Genomic DNA, 17,911 nt, shown 5'->3' with positions numbered 1-17,911 from the left:
GATCGGATCCTGCTCCCGCTACCGTGCGGCCGAAACCTTCACGGTTCCTATGAAGCAGCTAAAGCCAGCGTTCGAGGTCAGGAGGCTTCAGGTGCGCGTGCGCTCCTTGTAGACGTGCCTAACCTGACCATTCGCCTTTGCGCTTCATGTAACTGCCCGTCGCCTCGGGCTCAATGCCGGTTCATAGGACTGGGCAATGGCCGATTTAGGTCCGCCCCGTATTCATGACGCATGGACATGAAGAGACGAACCCGGAACACCTTGATTGCGTCCGGTCTCGTCGTCGCCCTGACGGGCGGTGGCGCGGCCGCGTGGGCTGCCGACCGCTTCCTCGTCGAGCACGTCGAGATTGCCGATGTGTCGGAGTACGAGGCGCAAAACTCCACGTCGGATGACACGTCGAGCGCCACCACCGAGGCGACGGAGACGACGGAGGAGACAGCGGAGGCCACCGTCACCGACACCTCCTATACCGACGGCGAGACGTCGGTCACGGTCAGCACGGTTACCGAGGGGTCGGGCGACGATACCGTTACGTACTACGTCGCCGACGTGGTGCTGTCGGATGCCACGGCCCTGCGGAGCGCCTTCGCGAAGGACCAGTTCGGTGAGAACATCACCGAACTCACCAGTCAGATCGCTGCGGACAACGGGGCGATCTTCGCCGTCAACGGCGACTACTACGGCTTCCGCGACACCGGCATCGTGATCCGCAACGGCGTCGTGTACCGCGACGAACCGGCGCGCGCGGGGCTCGTGTTCTACACGGACGGCACGGTCGAGGTGTACGACGAGACCGCGACGAGCGCCGACGAGCTACTCGCTGCCGGTGCGTGGAACACTCTGAGCTTCGGACCGGCCATCGTCGAGGACGGTGCCGTCGTGGACGGCATCGAGACGCAGGAGGTCGACACCAACTTCGGGAACCACTCGATCCAGGGGGACCAGCCGCGGACCGCGGTCGGCGTGATTGACGAAAACCACCTCGTGTTCGTTGTCGTCGATGGCCGCCAAGAAGGGTACAGCGCCGGGGTCACCCTGACTGAGCTCGCGGACATCATGACCGGCCTCGGGGCGACCACGGCGTACAACCTCGACGGCGGCGGCTCCTCGACCATGTACTTCAACGGCGAGGTCGTGAACCAGCCCTCCAACGGTGGCGAACGCGGCACCAGCGACATCCTCTACGTCGCGGGGTGATGACCATGATTGTGCTGATCCCCGCCTACGAGCCCGGCGCGCGACTCGAGCCGGTCGTCGCGGGACTTCTCGACGCGGATTCAGATCTCGAGGTAGTCGTGGTCGATGACGGCAGCGGACCCGGTTTCGCAGAGACGTTCACCCGAGTCGAGGCACTCGGAGCGAGGGTGCTGCGCCACGACGCAAACCGGGGCAAGGGGGCCGCGTTGAAGACCGGCCTCGACTACGTGATGGCGACGCATCCCGGGAATGATGTCGTGACGGCGGACGCCGATGGTCAGCACACCGTGCACGACATCCTGCGCGTCGCCGACGCGCTGCGCGAGGACGCCGCCGTCGGCACTCCGACGCTGGTGCTGGGTTGTCGCTCGTTCACTGGCCGCGTCCCGGTGCGCAGTCGAGCGGGGAACGCGCTCGCGCGCGCCGTGTTCCGGCTTGCGGCCGGGTGGAGCCTGACTGACTCGCAGACCGGGTTGCGCGGCATCCCGTCCGATCTTCTGGGGTGGGTGCGTGGTCAGCCGGGCGAACGGTTAGAGTTCGAGCAGAACGTGCTGCTGCGCTGCCGCCGCGACGGCGTGACGACCCGGGAGATCCCGATCGAGACGGTGTATCTCGAAGGCAACGCGTCCAGTCACTTCCGCCCCCTCGTCGATTCCGCGCGCGTCGCACTGCCGCTCGTGCTGTTCGCCGGCTCGTCGCTGCTAGCGTTCGCGGTCGACACGGTGGCTCTGCTCATCCTCAACGCGCTCACCGGCCTCCTCGTCCCGTCGATCGTCGCTGCCCGCGTGTTGAGCGCGTCGGTCAATTTCGCCGTCAACCGGCACATGGTCTTCCGCGGCTCGATGACTTCACCAGCCGGGCGGGGTCGGATGCCAGGTCAGGCGCTGCGGTACGCGTTATTGGCGGTCGCGCTGCTGGCGTCCAACGTCGTCTGGCTGGAGGCGTTGACCGGATTCGGCATCCCCCTGATCGTCGCAAAGATCGCGACGGAAGCGGTGCTGTTCGTCACCAGCTACGGCGTACAACGCAGCTTCGTGTTCCGCGAGCATGCAGGCGGCCGTCAATTCAGACCCGCCCCAGATACCCGTCCAAGCAACCACCAAGGTGCCGCAACTGGGATGGAATCCGAACGCTTCACCATCAGGAGGAACCCATGACCACCAGCGCACTGATCCTGTTCGCTGTCGACCTGGCCGCCGCAATCATCCTCAGCCTCGGGCTCTACTACCGCCGGCACCGCCGCCGCGATCTCGTTGTCGCGTTCATGGGCGTGAACGTGGGCGTCATGGCCGTCGCCGCCGTGCTCGGCACCGCGGAGGTGGCGATGGGACTCGGACTGGGACTTTTCGGGGTGCTATCGATCATCCGACTGCGCTCATCCGAGATCTCGCAGCGCGAAGTCGCGTACTACTTCGCAGCGCTCGCGATCGGACTCCTGTCCGGCCTACCGCAGACCGATCCCTGGCCCGTGGTCGGACTCATCGCGCTCATGCTCGCCGTGCTGTGGGCCGCGGACCACCCCGCGCTGCTGGCCCGCAGCCGACACCAGATCGTGCGACTGGACCGTGCGGTCAGCGATGAGCAGGTGCTTCGCACCGAACTCGGGCAGCGTCTCGGCGGCACCGTCACCTCCGTCACCGTGCAAGAACTCGATCTGGTCAACGACACCACCCTCGTAGACGTCCGCTACCGAATCGACCTGGCCCGGACGCGCCGGATGTCGCGCACCGTGACCACGACGACGGACGCGGCCGCCACGCGCGCACGTGCCGTCCAACCTGCCACCGCCGCGTCCGGCGCGGCCGTGGTCTCAGACTCGAACCTCGCGGAGGCACGGCGATGATCGCGCTCGACCGTTTCGACGCGGTGTCCCTCGAGGAGATCGTGGCGGAGGCATCCCTCCTTACGCGCGTGGACCGCAAGTACGTTGTCCCCCGTGCGGATCTCGCGGCCGTGCTCGCCGGACTCGACGAAGGCACCCGCGTGCTCGAGATCGACGGTGCACGCGACTTCGCTTACGAATCGGTGTACTTCGACACCCCCGACCTGCTGAGCTTCCGGATGGCCGCGCAGCAGCGGCGACGCCGATTCAAGCTCCGCACCCGCAGCTACCTCGACACCGGCTCTTCGTACCTTGAGATCAAGACGCGCGGGGCCCGGGGCACGACCGTCAAGGAGCGCGACGAGTACGATCCGCGGCGACGCGGCGAACTCACACCCGACGCCCGCGACGACGTCGCCGATGCACTAGCCACGATCGGAGTGGCATCCGAGCGGGCAGACGAGCTCGACGCGACGCTCATGACCCGGTACCGCCGCGCGACGCTCCTGGCCCCCGACGGTGCCGGACGTGCGACCATCGACACCGAGCTCGAGTGGATCGAGGCCGACGGCCACGGCTTCACGCTCCCGCGCCTGGCGATCGTCGAGACCAAATCCGGGTCGAGCGCGTCCGCCGTTGACCGGCTACTGTGGCGCTCCGGGCACCGCCCCGCCACGGTCAGCAAGTACGCGACCGGCCTCGCCGCACTGCACCCCGAACTGCCCCGCAACCGCTGGGCGCGCCTGCTGCGCGGGCCCTTCTCCGACTTCCAAGACGCACATCGCCCCGTCCACGCCCGCCGGACCACGGTCACTGCACCGACCAGCCCGATGGCCGCGGCACGAACTCTTCCCATCCCGACCCGAATCGAGGACGCAGCATGCTCCGACGCCGCCTGACACTGACCGCCATTCCCCTCTCCGTCGCCGCGCTGGTGCTCGCCGGTTGCGCCACGCAGACCGTCGCGTCGTCGTCCACCTCGACCACGAGCGAGGACACCACCACCGTCGAAACGACGGCCGTCGTGGACTCGGATCTGACCGCCGACGCCGTGCTCGCCGCAAACGCCGACGTCACCGTGGTGGGCGATGACGAGTGGTCCGAATCCGACGCCGTCGAAATCACCCTCAGCGGGTCGTCCGCCTCGTCCGACTCCGACGCCGTGACCGTGGACGGAACCACCGTCACGATCACCCAGGCCGGCGTGTTCCGCCTCTCCGGATCGCTCGACGGCCAAATCGTTGTCGCGGCGCCCGATGACGCACAGGTCGTGCTGATCCTGGACGAGGCCGAGATCTCCGCATCCGACTCCCCCGCCATCACCGTGACGACTGCCGACGACGTCGTGATCGCCCTCGCCGACGGGACAACCAACACCGTCTCGGACACGTCGTCCTACGCCGACGACGCGGAAGCGAACGCAGCCATCTACAGCGACGCCGACCTCACCATCACCGGCTCGGGCACGCTCGAGGTATCGGGCAACGGCAACGACGGCATCGCCAGCACCGACGACCTCGTCATCCTGTCAGGCGAGATCACCGTCGACGCCGTGGATGACGCGCTGCGCGGCAAGGACTCGCTCACCGTCGCCGGCGGAACGCTCGCACTCGACGCCGGCGGCGACGCTCTCAAGAGTGATCAGGATGAGGACGCGACGCAGGGCTTCATCGTCGTCTCGGGCGGCGACGTGACCGCGACGAGCGGCGACGACGGCTTCGCCGCGACGACCGATGTCGTCATTACGGGCGGCACCGTCGACCTGGTAGCGGGGTCGGACGCCTCCGCCGCCGATGCCTCTCCCAAGGGCGTGTCCGCGGGCGTGGTCGCGGTAATCGAGAGCGGAGACGTCACGATCGACGCGGCCGACGACGGCGTGCACTCCGACGGCTCGATCGGAATCGGCGGTGGGACCGTGACGGTGACCTCCGGCGACGACGGCATCCACGCCGAGCAGACGCTCGAGATCCGTGACGGCGACGTCACCGTCACCGAGTCCGTCGAGGGACTCGAAGCCGCGGCCATCGCCGTCTCGGGTGGCACCGTGGACGTCACCGCGAGCGACGATGGCGTGAACGCCGCGAGCGGCACCACGACGACCAGTCAGGGCGGTATGGGCGGTGGCGGCGAGGCGGCCACCGGCGAGACCCTCACCGTCTCGGGCGGGACACTGCGAGTGGTCGCCGGTGGCGACGGCCTTGACTCCAACGGTTCCATCTCGTTCACCGGCGGCACCACCACCGTGGCCGGACCGAGCTCGGCCGGCGGCGAGGGCGCAGTCGACGCCAACGGCGACATCGCCATGGACGGCGGCGAGGTCTTCATCGCCGGCAGCGTCCTGGTCGCACCGACCGGCGCGCAGCAATGGGTCGCCGCGACCGTCAGCGGCTCGGCGGGCGACACCGTCGAGGTGACGGATGCCTCGGGGGCGCCCATTGCCTCGTTCGAGGCTGAGGAGTCCTTCGCCGCCGTCTTCTACAGCGGTCCCGGCATCACGGACGGCGGCAGCTACACCGTAACCGTGAACGGCGTCACGGCCACCACCGTCACCGAAGGCACGAACGTGACTTCCGGGATGGGCGGCCCAGGCGGTGGCGGCAATGGCGGCGGCCGGCGACCCTGAGCGTCTTAGTCCACACATCCACGTTCCAGGACGCCTGTGACGGAAACCGCCCGTCACGCGGCCTGGAAGCGTAAATACCGCCTGGGGCGAGTAGCGCCCGAAAGCTCTCACCCCACGTGCGTCCCATGCGGACGCACGGCGAGGCGTCGGCGATCCCCGCGCCGGCGTCTCGTGGCGTCGTCGTACTCCGCAATCAGCTCAGACTGCCTCGTTTCGCCAAAGTGGGCCCAACAGTCGGCTTCATAGAAGCGTCCAAGGTTTGATGAAGCAGCTATTTGGTGAGGGCGGCGAAGGTTGTGGGCATGCACACGACGAACCCCTTCTCTCGCTTCCGCCGCACATCCTCCGACGCCGCGGCGCCTCGCCGTGCGAAGCCGGCGCTGACGATCGGTGCCGGGATCGTACTCATGTCGATCGCTCTCACCGGCTGCGCTACTGGCGCGACGACCGTCACTCCCACCACAACCAGCACGTCATCGACGTCGGAGGAAACGACGACGACCTCAACCGCGGCGGCCAGCACGTCGGCGACGACCTCGGCCGAGACCATCGCGGACACCACCGCTGCTGCCGAGGCCTTCCTGGCGACGCTGTCCGATGAGCAGCGCGAAGCCGTGCTCTACGCGTACGACGACGAGACGAAGACCACGTCATGGTCGAACTTCCCCGTCACCTTCGTCGAGCGCGCCGGCCTCAATCTCGCAGATCTGACGGACGAGCAGAAGACCGCCGCGCTGGCCGTCCTCGAAGCGCTCCTCAGCGACGAGGCGTATGCCACGGTTGTCGGCATCATGAACGGCGACCAGTACCTCCTCGAGAACAGCAACAGCACCGAGACCTCTCTCGGCCAGTACTACATCGCGTTCTTCGGCGACCCCTCCGACACCACCGCCTGGGAAGTGCAGGTCGGCGGCCACCACCTCGGTATCAACGCGTCTCTGGACGGATCCACCGATGCGATCACCTTCGCTCCCACCCACCTGGGCGTGCAGCCGGCCGTTTACACCGACGAGAGCGGCAACGAGGTGCAGCCCTTCGACGGCATCTACACCGACGCGTTCGCGTTCTTCGACAGCCTCACTGCCGAGCAGCAGGCAACCCTTACGTCCGGCGACGTCAGCATGTGCGCCCCTGGCGACACCTGCGACTTCTCCACCGGCTCAGGGCTTACGGGCGCGGACCTCACCGACGAGCAGAAGCAGCTTCTCCTCGAGCTGATGGCCAACTGGGTCGGCATGGCCGACGGCGAGACCACCGCCGCCGCCCTCGCCGAGATCGAAGCGACGCTCGACACCACCGTGATCGCGTGGTCCGGTGAGACGACGTACGACATGAGCACGGGCGACGGCATCAACTTCTCCATCTCCGGCCCGAACGTCTACATCGCCTTCCAGGCCCAGCAGGGCTCCGCGGGGGCCGACGTCGACGGCGTCTCAACATCCGGCTGGGGGCACGTGCACACCATCTACCGCGACCCGACCAACGACTACGCGGGCAGTGTCACCCAGCAAGCAGCCACCGGCGGTATGGGCGGCGCCCTGGGTGACGGCGGAACCCCGCCGTCGAACGGATAGCGCACCCGATCCGCCGAAGCCTCCGGCCTGCCGTCCCAAACGCGACGGTCGGCCGGAGGCTTCTGGCCCGCTTGGCTCATTCTCCGTCGCTGACATTCTTCGCGTCAGAAGGTTGGCCCCAGACCGCGCTGTAGGAGATCTCAGTCGAGCGTGGCGGCGCCTTCTTGTGGCGTCGAAGCTGCGGTCGCGGCCCAACTGGTGAGGACCTTCATCCGGTCTTCGTGAGGTGTGCCGGGTTCGGCGGTGTAGAGGTTCAGGTTGCGGGCCGCGCGGGTGGTGTCGGCGAGTTCGGCTGATTGATAGGTCAGTTCGATGAACCCGACTATGGGGTGCTGCAGGCGTTTGATGCCCTCGTGTCGGGAGCGCACGTCGTGAGCCGCCCACAGGCCGGAAAATTCGCGGCTATGGCTGCTGAGTTCTCCGATGAGGTTTTGAAGGGCCCGGTCGCCCGGTTCCCGGCCAGCTTCGGCGCGAAGGAGCGCGACTGTCGCAGAGGCTCCTCCTTCCCAGTCGACGAAGAAGTCCCGAGACGCGGGATCAAGAAAGTGGAAGCGGGCGAAGTTGGCCCGTCCATGCGCGCCGCCAGCGCCGCTCGCAATTGGCGATCGGATACCCAGGTCGACGCCGCGGCCTCAAAACCGAGGATCCACACGAAGACGAACGCGATCACGCGGTCCGCATCGTCGTGATCCAGCACGTCGCCGCGTTCGGATAGTGCTTGAACAAACCACTCCGCCTCCGCGGTGTCCGAGGTGAAAGCGGCCGCCTGCAAAGCTTGGGTCATTGCAGCAATCTCTGTGTGGACGCCATCTTCTCGGTCGCTGCGCCCAAGAACGCTCGAGCGTATGGACCCTGGAAGCCGTTGCTGGGGTCGGAGACGTTTCCACGCCGCGGTCGCATGACGGTAGGCCTTCGATGCGTCGTCAACGGCGTCTCGTATTTCGCCCAGCTCCAACGACGCTTCAGCCGCTCGCATTAGATCCCTATCCGGGCGTTGCCCTCTGGCGGGGCCTCGCGTGCAGATCGGCGTCATCGAGGCGCGTTAGCTCGCACCGGCGGGTGCGTCCTCGGCCAAGCTGTCGATCGTGGGTTGAGCCTTCTTTCGTGGGCGCGGGTAGTCGTCCCACATTCGCGCATACTCACTGTCGTACTGGCGCTCGAATCGAAGCACCTCGTTTGCGTCGTCGAAGGCCGCGGAACGCACGAGGTATTGGGGCCGACGCAGCGATGGAAAGCCGACCCATTCGAGGCTGGAGGGTCGAGCAAAAACGTGATTCAGGCTGCGCGGACCGACGAAGCCAATCGTGCGACGTCCCCATTGGTCGCTGGTCTCTGTTGAGGGATGGCAGAGATTCAGGCCGAAGCCGAGATTCTCGATCGCTCTTACGGCGCGTCCCACAGACTCAAGAGTTCGCTCCATAGCGGCGAGCTCTGGCGAGGTCCGTCGGTAGTGCGAGTAGTCATTTCGCACGCTCGACAGCGTCTCGGCGTTGAGCGTTAGCTCAATGTCCCGGAGCCCCTCCACGATTCGAGTTCTGCTGTGTGCGGCGAGGTCGAGGAAAGGTGCGGTCGATGCGAACGGGAACCGTTGAAGCGCGCTCCGCGTCGCGTACTCCGGATGGTCGCTTAGTGGGCGCGCCAGGCTAGATGCCTTCGCGATAAGAGAATTCAGACCGTCAGCGAGAACGCCGAAGCCTCGAACTAGTGGGTAAATCGTCAAACGACCGTCGAACTTGAGCTTCTCCCCCGGGCGCTTCGTGACGTACTCGGTATACGCCGCCTGCAGGAGGTCGAGACCATGTTTGCGGTCAGCCTCGTTGTCGTAGCTGAACGGCCGACCGGCGGTGATGTGGTCCCTCAGCAGCGCCCACGACGCAAAGGCAAGTGATTCCTCAAGAATGCCTTCAAGTGCGCTGAAATAAGTAGCTGCTTGCCCCCTGAACTCATTCGTGTCTCCGGGTCCCGAACCGAGCCAGCTCTGGACGATCGCCGACAACTTCTCCTGCTGAGTCCAGAAATCAGCATGCGAGTCGTCTGCGCTTCCGCCCTCGAAGCCCAGCTTCCAAGCAAGGCGTGCGATGAGGTCACCATCTCCTACTCCGTCGACCTCGCCAAGACCCGCGACTTCGCTCGCAGCTATAGCACTGCTGCTTCGCGACAATACGAGGCGAGTCAGCGCTTCTGTAGGCGTGGTGGTCCGGAGGTAGTCATCCAGGCGCACGTCGAGTGATACCCCGTCGACGGATCTCAGCTGCCAATCAAGTTCGTGGCGCTCATCATCGTTGCCGGTCAGGTACAGCGTCCGAACGAGCTCACGCTCTCGCAACGTCGCCAAGCCGGGGTCGCCTGATACGAAGCGCACGCCTCTTGAGCCCAGCTGCGGCTGGAGACGAAATGCACCCGATCGCATGTGGTCAGTGGACACCGGGGTACGTACCTCGCCGAGCGGGACGCAGATGTCGCCGCCAAGCACCATGCGGTCGACTGTTCCGGCAAGCTTCTTGTCGCTCCACTGCAATGCGCGCTCGAGCAGATTGGGTCGTTCGGCGGTCACTTCAACGCCTGACAGCAACGCGAGCACCGCTCGGAGTTCGTCGTCGCTGAGGGCATCGCCAAGCAGTGTGACCATTGGGGCGATCCAGTGATTGCCGAAATGGCTGTCACTCAGCCGACTGATCTCCATCGCCAGCCCCGCCCAGTCTGCTGCTGGCTTGCTTTCGCCCTCGAGTACGCGCGTGAGCTTATGGCGCTGTGCGTTGATGTCAGCGTTATGGCCGGTGCTGAGGATGACCGAATGCAGGTCGCGACAAACTGGATCACTGCAGTGGAACGCTGGGACCCTCTTTGAGAAACGGAGCGCGCGAGAGTGTTTTGACTCCGAAATCCCGCTCGGACCGACAACGTATCGGCCGTACTGGAATACACCGAACGGGATCTTTCCAAGGAGTTTGACGGTCTCCTCGGAGGAGAGGTAGTCCTTCTCGTCCTCGAACTCGTCGGCGAAAGCGTCATAGAGCGCGCGCCCGTAGACGAAAGGAAACCGGACAGCACCTTCACGTATTTGTCGACCGATGGAGTCTCTCAGGGCGGCGATGTCGGTGTTCAAGACGTCGATGAAGAGATCATCGTGCCCGACTGTCAAGGCGCACATGAGGTGAGCCTCTTTAGCGGGCACTTCCTCTTTGCGGATGAGTCGGCTCTTCAGAGCGTTACCACGAGCGGTGAGGGCGATTGCTTCGTTCAGGTCGTCGGGGATTGTGTAACCATCGGCAATGATGCAGTCTCGCAGGATCTCGATCAGATCATTGATGTCCACGAACCGCGTGCGCCAATTGATGTCCGCGTGGCGCTCCAATAGCTGCTCCGCAGTAGCTCCGACCACAAGCCCTCCCCAGTACTCTTCGTGGAGCCTAATCGCGTCGGGTGCTTCACGTGGGGCAAACGTATCCAACGGCATCTATCTTGGCTAGCTCGACGAATGGCGTGCCGTGCACCGCGGTACCTGCCGGAGCGACGGCGGCTGGCGCTCGTCGAGGTCGAGCTTCAGATCTCCGGCGCTCCACATACAGGCACCTACCGCTGAAGGGGCGTCTTTGTGTGCTGCGGCCCCGCAGGTACCTGGGCGATGCGTCCGGCTAGAGCTGAGCCGTTCCAGCTCAGGCGCGCGACGTTGTCAGCGCATCGGGTCGGTGCGATTTGCGATCACGATCGAGTCGACAACGCGAGATTGCATGCACGGCAGATACGCCTCGCGGTATCGAGAACCGTGCCATATTCAGGACACCGAGGCTGTTGCGCTTCGTCGAACGGATCCATGGACGCGACGCTACGCCGACCGATCGTGACGCACGAGCATCATCCCCGAAAACGCGCGTTGCGGTAGGGGCGGCGGGGAGCCAGCCCCTACCTTTACTGCACCAACGACGGGCGCTGGTAGTGATGCTCGAGCATCACCTACGTTGAACAGGTGCTATCCAACAATGAGATCGCCGCGCTCCTTGAAAGCGGATACGAGATCCGGTCCGTCGAGTTCAAGGGACCAGGCTCCATCAATGATCCGGAGTTCGTCGCAAAGGTCGCGCGAGCCGCACTCGCGCTCGCGAATCAGCGAGATGGCGGGTCCATCATCATCGGGGTCGATGAGGCGGATGATGCCCGCTCCGGACTCACTGCGGAGCAGCTTGTCGGGTGGCTCGACTACGACAATGTCTCCGACAAGCTGAATAAGTTCGCCGACCCACCGCTGCGACTCGACCGTGCTGGCCGCCAACTCTCGGATGGGAAGGACGTGGTGGTCCTCCTAGTCGCGGAGTTCGACGACATCCCTGTGCTCGCAGCGAGAGACTTCCCGCGGATTATCCAGCGTGGACAGCTCTACACCCGGTCGTTCCGCAAGCCGGAGAGTTCGGCCATGCACACGCAGAATGAACTGCGCGCCGTTTTGCAACTCGCGACACAAAAGCAGGTGACGAAGTTCATGTCGCTCGCCGCGGCCGCGAACCTCACTGCGGCCGGGTCGGAGACCGCACAATCGCGCTACGAAGACGAGTCCGCGGAATACCTGGCCGATGCTGACATATCGGACATCACGACGGCCGCTCACTTCAAGTTCACAATCCGCCCCCAGGAGTTCCGTGCGGAGCGTGTCGACTACACCGCGATTGCCTCGCTCATACGACGCGAAGCGCTGCATCTGCGCGGTTGGCCATACCCGTTCGTGTCCCGCCCATCGCTGGGCGCGTCGTGGGTGACCGAGCAAGAAACGGTCATGCACCGGGAGGCCTGGGTCGCATTCGAGAGTGGACAGTTCCAGTCGTGGCACGCACTGCCCATTGACGGACGCCATGCACACGACGGAAGAGCGGACGCGACGCCCGGCCACGGGTACTTCCCCTTTTGGCAGCCCGTGACCGACTTCACCGAAGTCCTGATGTTCGCACAGCGACTGCAAGCTGCAGTAGCCCAGGCGGAGCCGTACCAAGTAACGCTCGAGCTCATCGGCGCGAAAGGCTGGGAACTGGTCCCCGGAGACCGCCGCTGGCGACCCTTCTACGACACGCACCAACTGCAGACGTCGGCTTGGGAGCGCACGGTTCAGCTTCCCGCAGGTGGCGGTCCGCGCTCCGGCCGAGAGCTGGCCATCGCTCCCAGCCTTCACCTGCTCCGGCGGTTCGGCTGGGCGGGGGCCAGCGAGGAGGTCGTCAAGGCCGTGCAGGAGAGCGCCTTCGGGCCAGCCTGACCATAAAGCTATCCGCCGCTGGCTCGCCATCAGGTACGGGCAGATCTAGCAGGCAACCTGCGTGAAAACGGCCCTGCCGCGAGGGCATCTCTGCGCCATTGGATCGGACCGTGCTAATCGCCTGTGAGTGTCACGATGTCCTCGTCTGTAAGAGGACGTCGAACGGCCAGAAGCGAAGCAGCGCGGATATGGAAGTCCACCGTCGCCTTCCCAGTCCCGACCGCACCCTCGAACTCAACCTTCACCTCACCGGCGTCCGCATTGCCCTTCTCTCGAACGGTGACTGCCGCGACATGGAAGTCGTCCTCGATAGTTCCGCGGATCCGCTCAACATCTTCGCGGAGCGTGTCAGGATTCTCGTTGCCGACCGACAGCTGACGGGTGAGTCCATGAAGCTCAATGGCCGTGAGATCGAAAGCACGCAGGGGCGCCGCAAGTTCATCCCAGCGGGCGTCCGTACCGTCGTCGCGCGCCCGGATTTTGCGGGCGTCGGTTCCCATCCAAAGCGCCCAACGATGCACATCGGCCACAAGACGGCCGCTTCGAACCTTCCACGACGGTGGCAGCTCGGCGTCTTCGTCGTTCGCCACTTCCGTGTTCGGGAATAGTGCCGAACGGCCAGCCGTCATTGACTTCGTGGCGCGCGCGACAATCGGTGTCAGATCAAGGTCAGCCAGAGAAGGAGACATCGATTCGAGGCGCTCGAGGGTCAGCATCGACGCGAGCGCCTCCCAGACCTCCGAGGACTTCACCTCGCTTGCGCGACGCAAGACATATGGCAGCACGACTCGTAGCTCACTATCGAGAAGAGGTTCCGCACGCAACAGCCCCAACGTCTGCTGACTAGGATGCTCCTCAAAAAACTCCTTCAGGAGACCAGCAGTCCGATTCAAGCGCTCGGCGGTCGCCCCGGTGAACAACTGGCGAACGGTGGTTTGAAACGCCTTCAGAGCTTCGCGCGGTTCATCTTCCTCGACGGCGATGATTCGATCCGCGGCCTTATCATTGAGGAGACCTCTGCCGCCGCGAACGATGTTTGCTCGTACCAGCCCCGACAGTTGCGTATCCCGCTGTTCGTCCCGCGTCAGCGTGGGGATGCGGGAAGTAGCGGACACCTCGGTTGCCAGTGTCCGCGTCGAGGCCGGTAGCTGCTTGCGCAGATCAGCGAGCACCTTCTTCTTCTCGTCGCCCAGCCCAATCAGCAGCGGCTCCTGGTCGGCCAGCGACTGCACGTCCTCAGCAGCAACAACACTGGACAGCGATCCGCGGATGAAAATCCGGCGCTCCTGCTCTCGACCTGCCTCCCGCCAAACAGCAACGAGGTCCGGCGCATAACTGTGATTGAAGTAGTCGGTCTTCTTGATCTTGAGGGTCGGGTCGAGGCGCTTGAGCTCATCGATCACAGCCGTCTTCACGCCATCGATCACATCGGCCGACCGTGAATATGCTCTGGCCTGACGTACGGCTGACACAACGGGCGCTTCGTCCTGAACATCGATGGTCATGCTTTGCCCTTCCGGTTCAACTTCGCCTCGATCATGTTGAGTTCCTTCGGAGTCAACGTGAACTCTTCCTGTCGCTTGTTGTAGACCAGCAGCCACACCCTGTTAGCCATCAGATCCAATACCTCTTCGTCGATCGGTTTGCCGTTGAGCAGTCCCGTCGTATCCGCCTCAAGTGCCGCCTTGATCTGGGATCGCTTGGTCAGCTTCAGCCACTTCTTCTGTGCAAATGGGTAAGTCGTAACCCACATAAACTGCCACCGGGGGTCCTGAGTGCGGGAGATCTCCGCCGCCGTCGCGCTGTATGCGATCGCAAGGAAGTCTTGGTAGTCCTTCGCCTGGCTGCCGACGGAGGTGTAGGACTTGTTCTCTACATAGAGCATGGACTTCGACTGGTAGATGTGACCTTTAAGATCAAACGTCTGTAGTCCTCCATCCAGGCAGCTAAGGGTGCACTCGGACGCCCAGTCGTAGGCGTCGAAGTTCAGCTCGATGTGCGTTGTACTTTCGAGCCACCGCTTAGTACGGAAGACGCCTTTACGTCCCTCTTCGTGAGCGGATTCAGCGCGCAGCGCCACGGAACCTCCAACGGGGAATCGCCTCCTATGACGAGGTTCGCTAACTCTATTGGACAGCTGCTGCCGACCTCGGAACATCCTCACTCTCTCGCGAACCATCGACACCGGTCCTCGCGGATCGCGACACGGCTACTGAGAAAAGGGTGGATCAGCGTTCGCGAAGCCGGCATGCTCCGCGACGCTGCCGGGCTAAGTGGGTAACTGCACGTATATCCCGCTCGGATGATTGCCCGATGGCCGTCGCTCTTGCGCCCAGCTCTGAGGCTCCCACCGCTGGCGCCTCGCGTGGGAGACGGAGGGGCTGAATCCCTCCGTCTCTTCGATCGGAATGCGCTTCTGATCGGCCTTTTCACTTCGGCGATAGCCGCACCCCAAGTCGCATGCGTCTACTCTGCGTCAACTACGAGACGCAAATCGGACGCATCCCCGCCCAGAGCGGCGATGAATTAGCCTCTGATCAGGACAAATAATGGCGGAGACGGAGGGATTTGAACCCGGTCTCCGAGACGAGACTCGCCTACGTTTACCTGCGTCAGCCGCGTGTTTCCGCGGATTCCTTGGTTCCGCACTGACGTTGAGTTCGCCTTACCGTTGCTCGCCCGGACGCAAATGGGACGCAACCTCCGAGTGATGCGCGCCGATGCCCCGATAGAGCGATTCAGTCGATCGTGGGGGCGCCGCACCTGCAACGCTACGCCCCCAAGATCGAGAGGCGGGGGTCAGTACACGGCCGTATAGAGCTCCTGGATCTGGGCGGTGTCGACATCGCGGGGGTTGCCGCCGCGGCAGACGTCGTCGTATGCGGCTTGGGCGAGGGCGGCGAGGTCGTCCTCGTTCGCGCCGACGTCGCGGAGGGTGGTGGGGCTGCCGAGGTCGTCGACGAGTGTGGCGACGGCGGTGACGGCGGCTTCGCGGGCGGCGTGGAGGGGCATGGTGGCGGCGTCTTTGACGCCGAACGCGGCGGCGATGTCGCGGAACTTTTCGCCGGTCGCGTCGGCGTTGAAGGCCATGATCGGGGCGAGGAGGATGCCGTTGGCGACGCCGTGGGGGGCGGAGTAGAACGCGCCGAGGGGGTGGGCCATGGCGTGGACGAGGCCGAGGCCGACGTTGGAGTAGCCCATGCCGGCGATGTACTGGGCGAGGGCCATCTGCTCCATGGCGTGCGGGTCGCCGTCGACGGCGGCGCGGAGGTTGCCGGCGATGAGCTGGATCGCCTTCAGGTGGAACATGTCGGACAGTTCCCACGCGGCGGCGGTGGTGTATCCCTCGATCGCGTGGGTGAGGGCGTCCAGGCCGGTCGCCGCCTTGAGGCCGCGGGGTGCGCCGGACATCATCTCGGGGTCGACGATGGCGAGCAGGGGGATGTCGTGCGGGTCGACGCAGACGAACTTGCGCTGGCTCTGCACGTCGGTGATGACGTAGTTGATCGTGGTCTCGGAGGCGGTGCCGGCGGTGGTGGGGATGGCGATGATCGGCACCGACGGGTTCTTGGTGGGTGCGACGCCTTCCAGGGAGCGGACGTCGGCGAACTCGGGGTTGCGGGTGATGATCCCGATCGCTTTGCAGGTGTCCTGCGGGGAGCCCCCACCGACGGCGATGAGCACGTCGGCGCCGGATGCGGCGAGCACCTCGACCCCGCGCTGCACGTTCTCGATGGTCGGGTTGGGGACCACCTCCGCGTACACCTCGTACGGGAACTGTGCGGCGTCCAGCAGCGCGGTGACGTTGTCGACGGTGCCGGCGGTGAGCAGGCCGGGGTCGGTGACGACGAGCGCTTTGGTGTAGCCGCGGCGGGCGATCTCGTCGGGGATGACGGTGATCGAGCCTCCTCCGAAGTACGCCATCTGGTTCCAGACCATGCGATTGACCATTGTGTTTCCTTTCGTCGGGTGGCGCCGGGTCGGCGTCGGCGGTGGTTCAGGAGGTGAGCCGCGCGTGCTGCGGCTGTGGGAGGTACTGCCGTTGCGGTTGGGTCGCGGCGACCAGGCCGCGCAGGCTTTCGAGGTCGGCATCCGCGGGGACAGCGCCGATGGCGCGGGCCTGGATGAGCACGTTGCCGAGCGCGGTGGCCTCGACGGGTCCGGCGATCACGGGGATGCCGGCACGGCCGGCGGTGCGCTGACACAGCAGGGTGTTGAGGGAGCCGCCGCCGACGAGGTGGATGGTGGCCACGGTGCGGCCGGTGAGGTCGGCGGCGGCGGCGATGCCGCGGGCGAATGCGTCGGCGAGGCTTTCTATGATGGCCCGCACGAACTCGGGCCGGCTGGCCGGGGCGGGCAGGTCCCGGTCGGCGTACCAGGCGGCGATGCGGGCGGGGATGTCGCCGGGCGCGGCGAAGGCGGGGTCGTCGACGTCGAACACCGCAGTCCGGTCTGCCGGGACGAGTGCGGCGCAGGCGAGCAGTTCGGACAGCTGCACCTGCCGTCCGGACTCGCGCTCCCACTGCCGCACACTTTCGCTGAGCAGCCAGAGCCCCATCACGTTGTGGAGGAACCGGGTGCGTCCGTCCACGCCGCGTTCGTTCGTGAACCCGGCCTCCCTAGCCGTGTCGGTGACGACCGGACGCTCGAGTTCGAGCCCGACCAGTCCCCACGTGCCGCAGGAGATGTAGGCGGCGGTGGCCGGGTCGGTCATCGGGATCGCGACGACGGCGGATGCGGTGTCGTGGGAGCCGACTGCGACCACCGGCAGCTCCCCCGTCGCTCCCACGTGGGCGGCGGTGTCCCCCGCAAGGGCACCGAGTGTCTCCCCGGGTGCGATCAGAGGCGGGGTGAGGTGGGTGGGGATGCCGAGCCGCTCCAGCAGGTCCCGGTCCCACTCGTCGGCGCCGAGGGGCAGCAGCCCGGTGGTGGAGGCGTTGGTGATCTCGGCGCGCTGGCGTCCGGTGAGCCAGTATCCGATCAGGTCGGGGATCAGCAGCATCCGGTCGGCGAGGCCGAGCATCTCCTGCGGTTCGGTCGCCAGTTGGTAGGCGGTGGTGAACGGCAAGTACTGCAGACCGTTGCGCCGGTACAGCTCGCTGTGGGGGATGCGGGCGTGCACCCGGTCCACGCCGCGCGCGGTGCGTGTGTCACGGTAGTGGAACGGGTTTCCCAGCACCCGGTCGCCCCGGATCAGGGCATAGTCGACCGCCCAGCTGTCGACGCCGATCGACCGCGCCCCCGGTTCGCGCGACAGGGCGTCGCGGATGCCGGTGAGCACCTCCCCATACAGGCCGAGGATGTTCCACCGCAGCCCGTCCCACACCGGGACGGGCGTGTTCGCGAAACGGTGCACGAGGTCGAGGCCCAGCCGGTTCGTGTCCACGTGTCCGAGGACGACGCGTCCGCTGGTGGCTCCGAGGTCGACGGCGACGACGCTGGCGGCGATCATG

14 protein-coding genes are annotated in these 17,911 nt (G+C 65.5%); 7 read left to right on the top strand and 7 right to left on the bottom strand.

Annotated features, from left to right (window positions below):
* Positions 1-231: 231 nt before the first annotated feature.
* From C7474_RS02460 to C7474_RS02440, 5 genes are read left to right on the top strand one after another with little or no spacing between them, the layout of a single operon-like run.
* The gene (locus C7474_RS02460) at positions 232-1,200 is read left to right on the top strand and encodes a phosphodiester glycosidase family protein (RefSeq protein WP_121057320.1); all 969 of its coding nucleotides are present in this window, start codon (positions 232-234) and stop codon (positions 1,198-1,200) included.
* Positions 1,200-2,357 carry a bifunctional glycosyltransferase family 2/GtrA family protein gene (locus C7474_RS02455; protein ID WP_121057318.1) on the top strand — a complete coding sequence of 386 codons (1,158 nt, stop codon included), beginning with the start codon at positions 1,200-1,202 and terminating at the stop codon, positions 2,355-2,357. The genes C7474_RS02460 and C7474_RS02455 overlap by 1 nt, the downstream gene beginning before the upstream one ends.
* Complete coding sequence (locus C7474_RS02450; protein ID WP_121057317.1) at positions 2,354-3,043, top strand: DUF4956 domain-containing protein; 690 nt, start codon at positions 2,354-2,356, stop codon at positions 3,041-3,043. The genes C7474_RS02455 and C7474_RS02450 overlap by 4 nt, the downstream gene beginning before the upstream one ends.
* Positions 3,040-3,921, top strand: a complete 882-nt coding sequence (locus C7474_RS02445; RefSeq protein ID WP_121057315.1) for a polyphosphate polymerase domain-containing protein — start codon at positions 3,040-3,042, stop codon at positions 3,919-3,921. The genes C7474_RS02450 and C7474_RS02445 overlap by 4 nt, the downstream gene beginning before the upstream one ends.
* Positions 3,903-5,645, top strand: coding sequence for a carbohydrate-binding domain-containing protein (locus C7474_RS02440; RefSeq protein WP_121057313.1), 1,743 nt, complete (start codon positions 3,903-3,905; stop codon positions 5,643-5,645). Before C7474_RS02445 ends, C7474_RS02440 begins: the two co-directional genes overlap by 19 nt.
* Positions 5,646-5,916: 271 nt before the next feature.
* Here C7474_RS02440 and C7474_RS15225 read toward each other — a convergent pair whose 3' ends face one another.
* Positions 5,917-6,204, bottom strand: coding sequence for a hypothetical protein (locus C7474_RS15225; RefSeq protein WP_241965120.1), 288 nt, complete (start codon positions 6,202-6,204; stop codon positions 5,917-5,919).
* Here C7474_RS15225 and C7474_RS02435 point away from each other — a divergent pair.
* Positions 6,194-7,219: a DUF3500 domain-containing protein gene (locus C7474_RS02435; RefSeq protein WP_241965109.1), complete on the top strand. Its 1,026-nt coding sequence runs from the start codon at positions 6,194-6,196 to the stop codon at positions 7,217-7,219. The two genes, C7474_RS15225 and C7474_RS02435, sit on opposite strands and share 11 nt — an antisense overlap.
* A gap of 140 nt (positions 7,220-7,359) precedes the next feature.
* Here C7474_RS02435 and C7474_RS14965 read toward each other — a convergent pair whose 3' ends face one another.
* Together C7474_RS14965 and C7474_RS02425 are read right to left on the bottom strand one after the other, a co-directional pair.
* The gene (locus C7474_RS14965) at positions 7,360-7,818 is read right to left on the bottom strand and encodes an MmyB family transcriptional regulator (protein WP_241965108.1); all 459 of its coding nucleotides are present in this window, start codon (positions 7,816-7,818) and stop codon (positions 7,360-7,362) included.
* 443 nt (positions 7,819-8,261) lie between these two features.
* Entirely contained in the window at positions 8,262-10,676 is a 2,415-nt protein-coding gene (locus tag C7474_RS02425; protein WP_147436669.1) for a hypothetical protein, read from the bottom strand.
* Between the two features lie 510 nt (positions 10,677-11,186).
* Here C7474_RS02425 and C7474_RS02420 point away from each other — a divergent pair.
* Entirely contained in the window at positions 11,187-12,458 is a 1,272-nt protein-coding gene (locus tag C7474_RS02420; RefSeq protein ID WP_121057306.1) for an AlbA family DNA-binding domain-containing protein, read from the top strand.
* Positions 12,459-12,571: 113 nt separating this feature from the next.
* On the opposite strand, the gene C7474_RS02415 is transcribed toward C7474_RS02420, so the two are convergent.
* From C7474_RS02415 to C7474_RS02400, 4 genes are all read right to left on the bottom strand, one after another.
* Positions 12,572-13,963 (bottom strand): hypothetical protein, encoded by a 1,392-nt coding sequence (locus C7474_RS02415; RefSeq protein WP_147436668.1) that lies wholly within the window; start codon positions 13,961-13,963, stop codon positions 12,572-12,574.
* Positions 13,960-14,538 (bottom strand): hypothetical protein, encoded by a 579-nt coding sequence (locus C7474_RS02410; protein WP_121057302.1) that lies wholly within the window; start codon positions 14,536-14,538, stop codon positions 13,960-13,962. Before C7474_RS02410 ends, C7474_RS02415 begins: the two co-directional genes overlap by 4 nt.
* 719 nt (positions 14,539-15,257) lie before the next feature.
* On the bottom strand, positions 15,258-16,397 hold the full coding sequence (gene fucO / locus C7474_RS02405) for a lactaldehyde reductase (protein ID WP_241965062.1): 1,140 nt from the start codon (positions 16,395-16,397) through the stop codon (positions 15,258-15,260).
* A 58-nt stretch (positions 16,398-16,455) separates the two neighbouring features.
* Positions 16,456-17,910, bottom strand: coding sequence for a rhamnulokinase (locus tag C7474_RS02400; RefSeq protein WP_121057298.1), 1,455 nt, complete (start codon positions 17,908-17,910; stop codon positions 16,456-16,458).
* Between the last annotated feature and the right edge of the window lies 1 nt (position 17,911).

It is taken from the genome of Microbacterium telephonicum, assembly GCF_003651225.1.
GTDB lineage: Bacteria > Actinomycetota > Actinomycetes > Actinomycetales > Microbacteriaceae > Microbacterium > Microbacterium telephonicum.
This window is presented reverse-complemented; position numbering and strand designations above follow the sequence as displayed.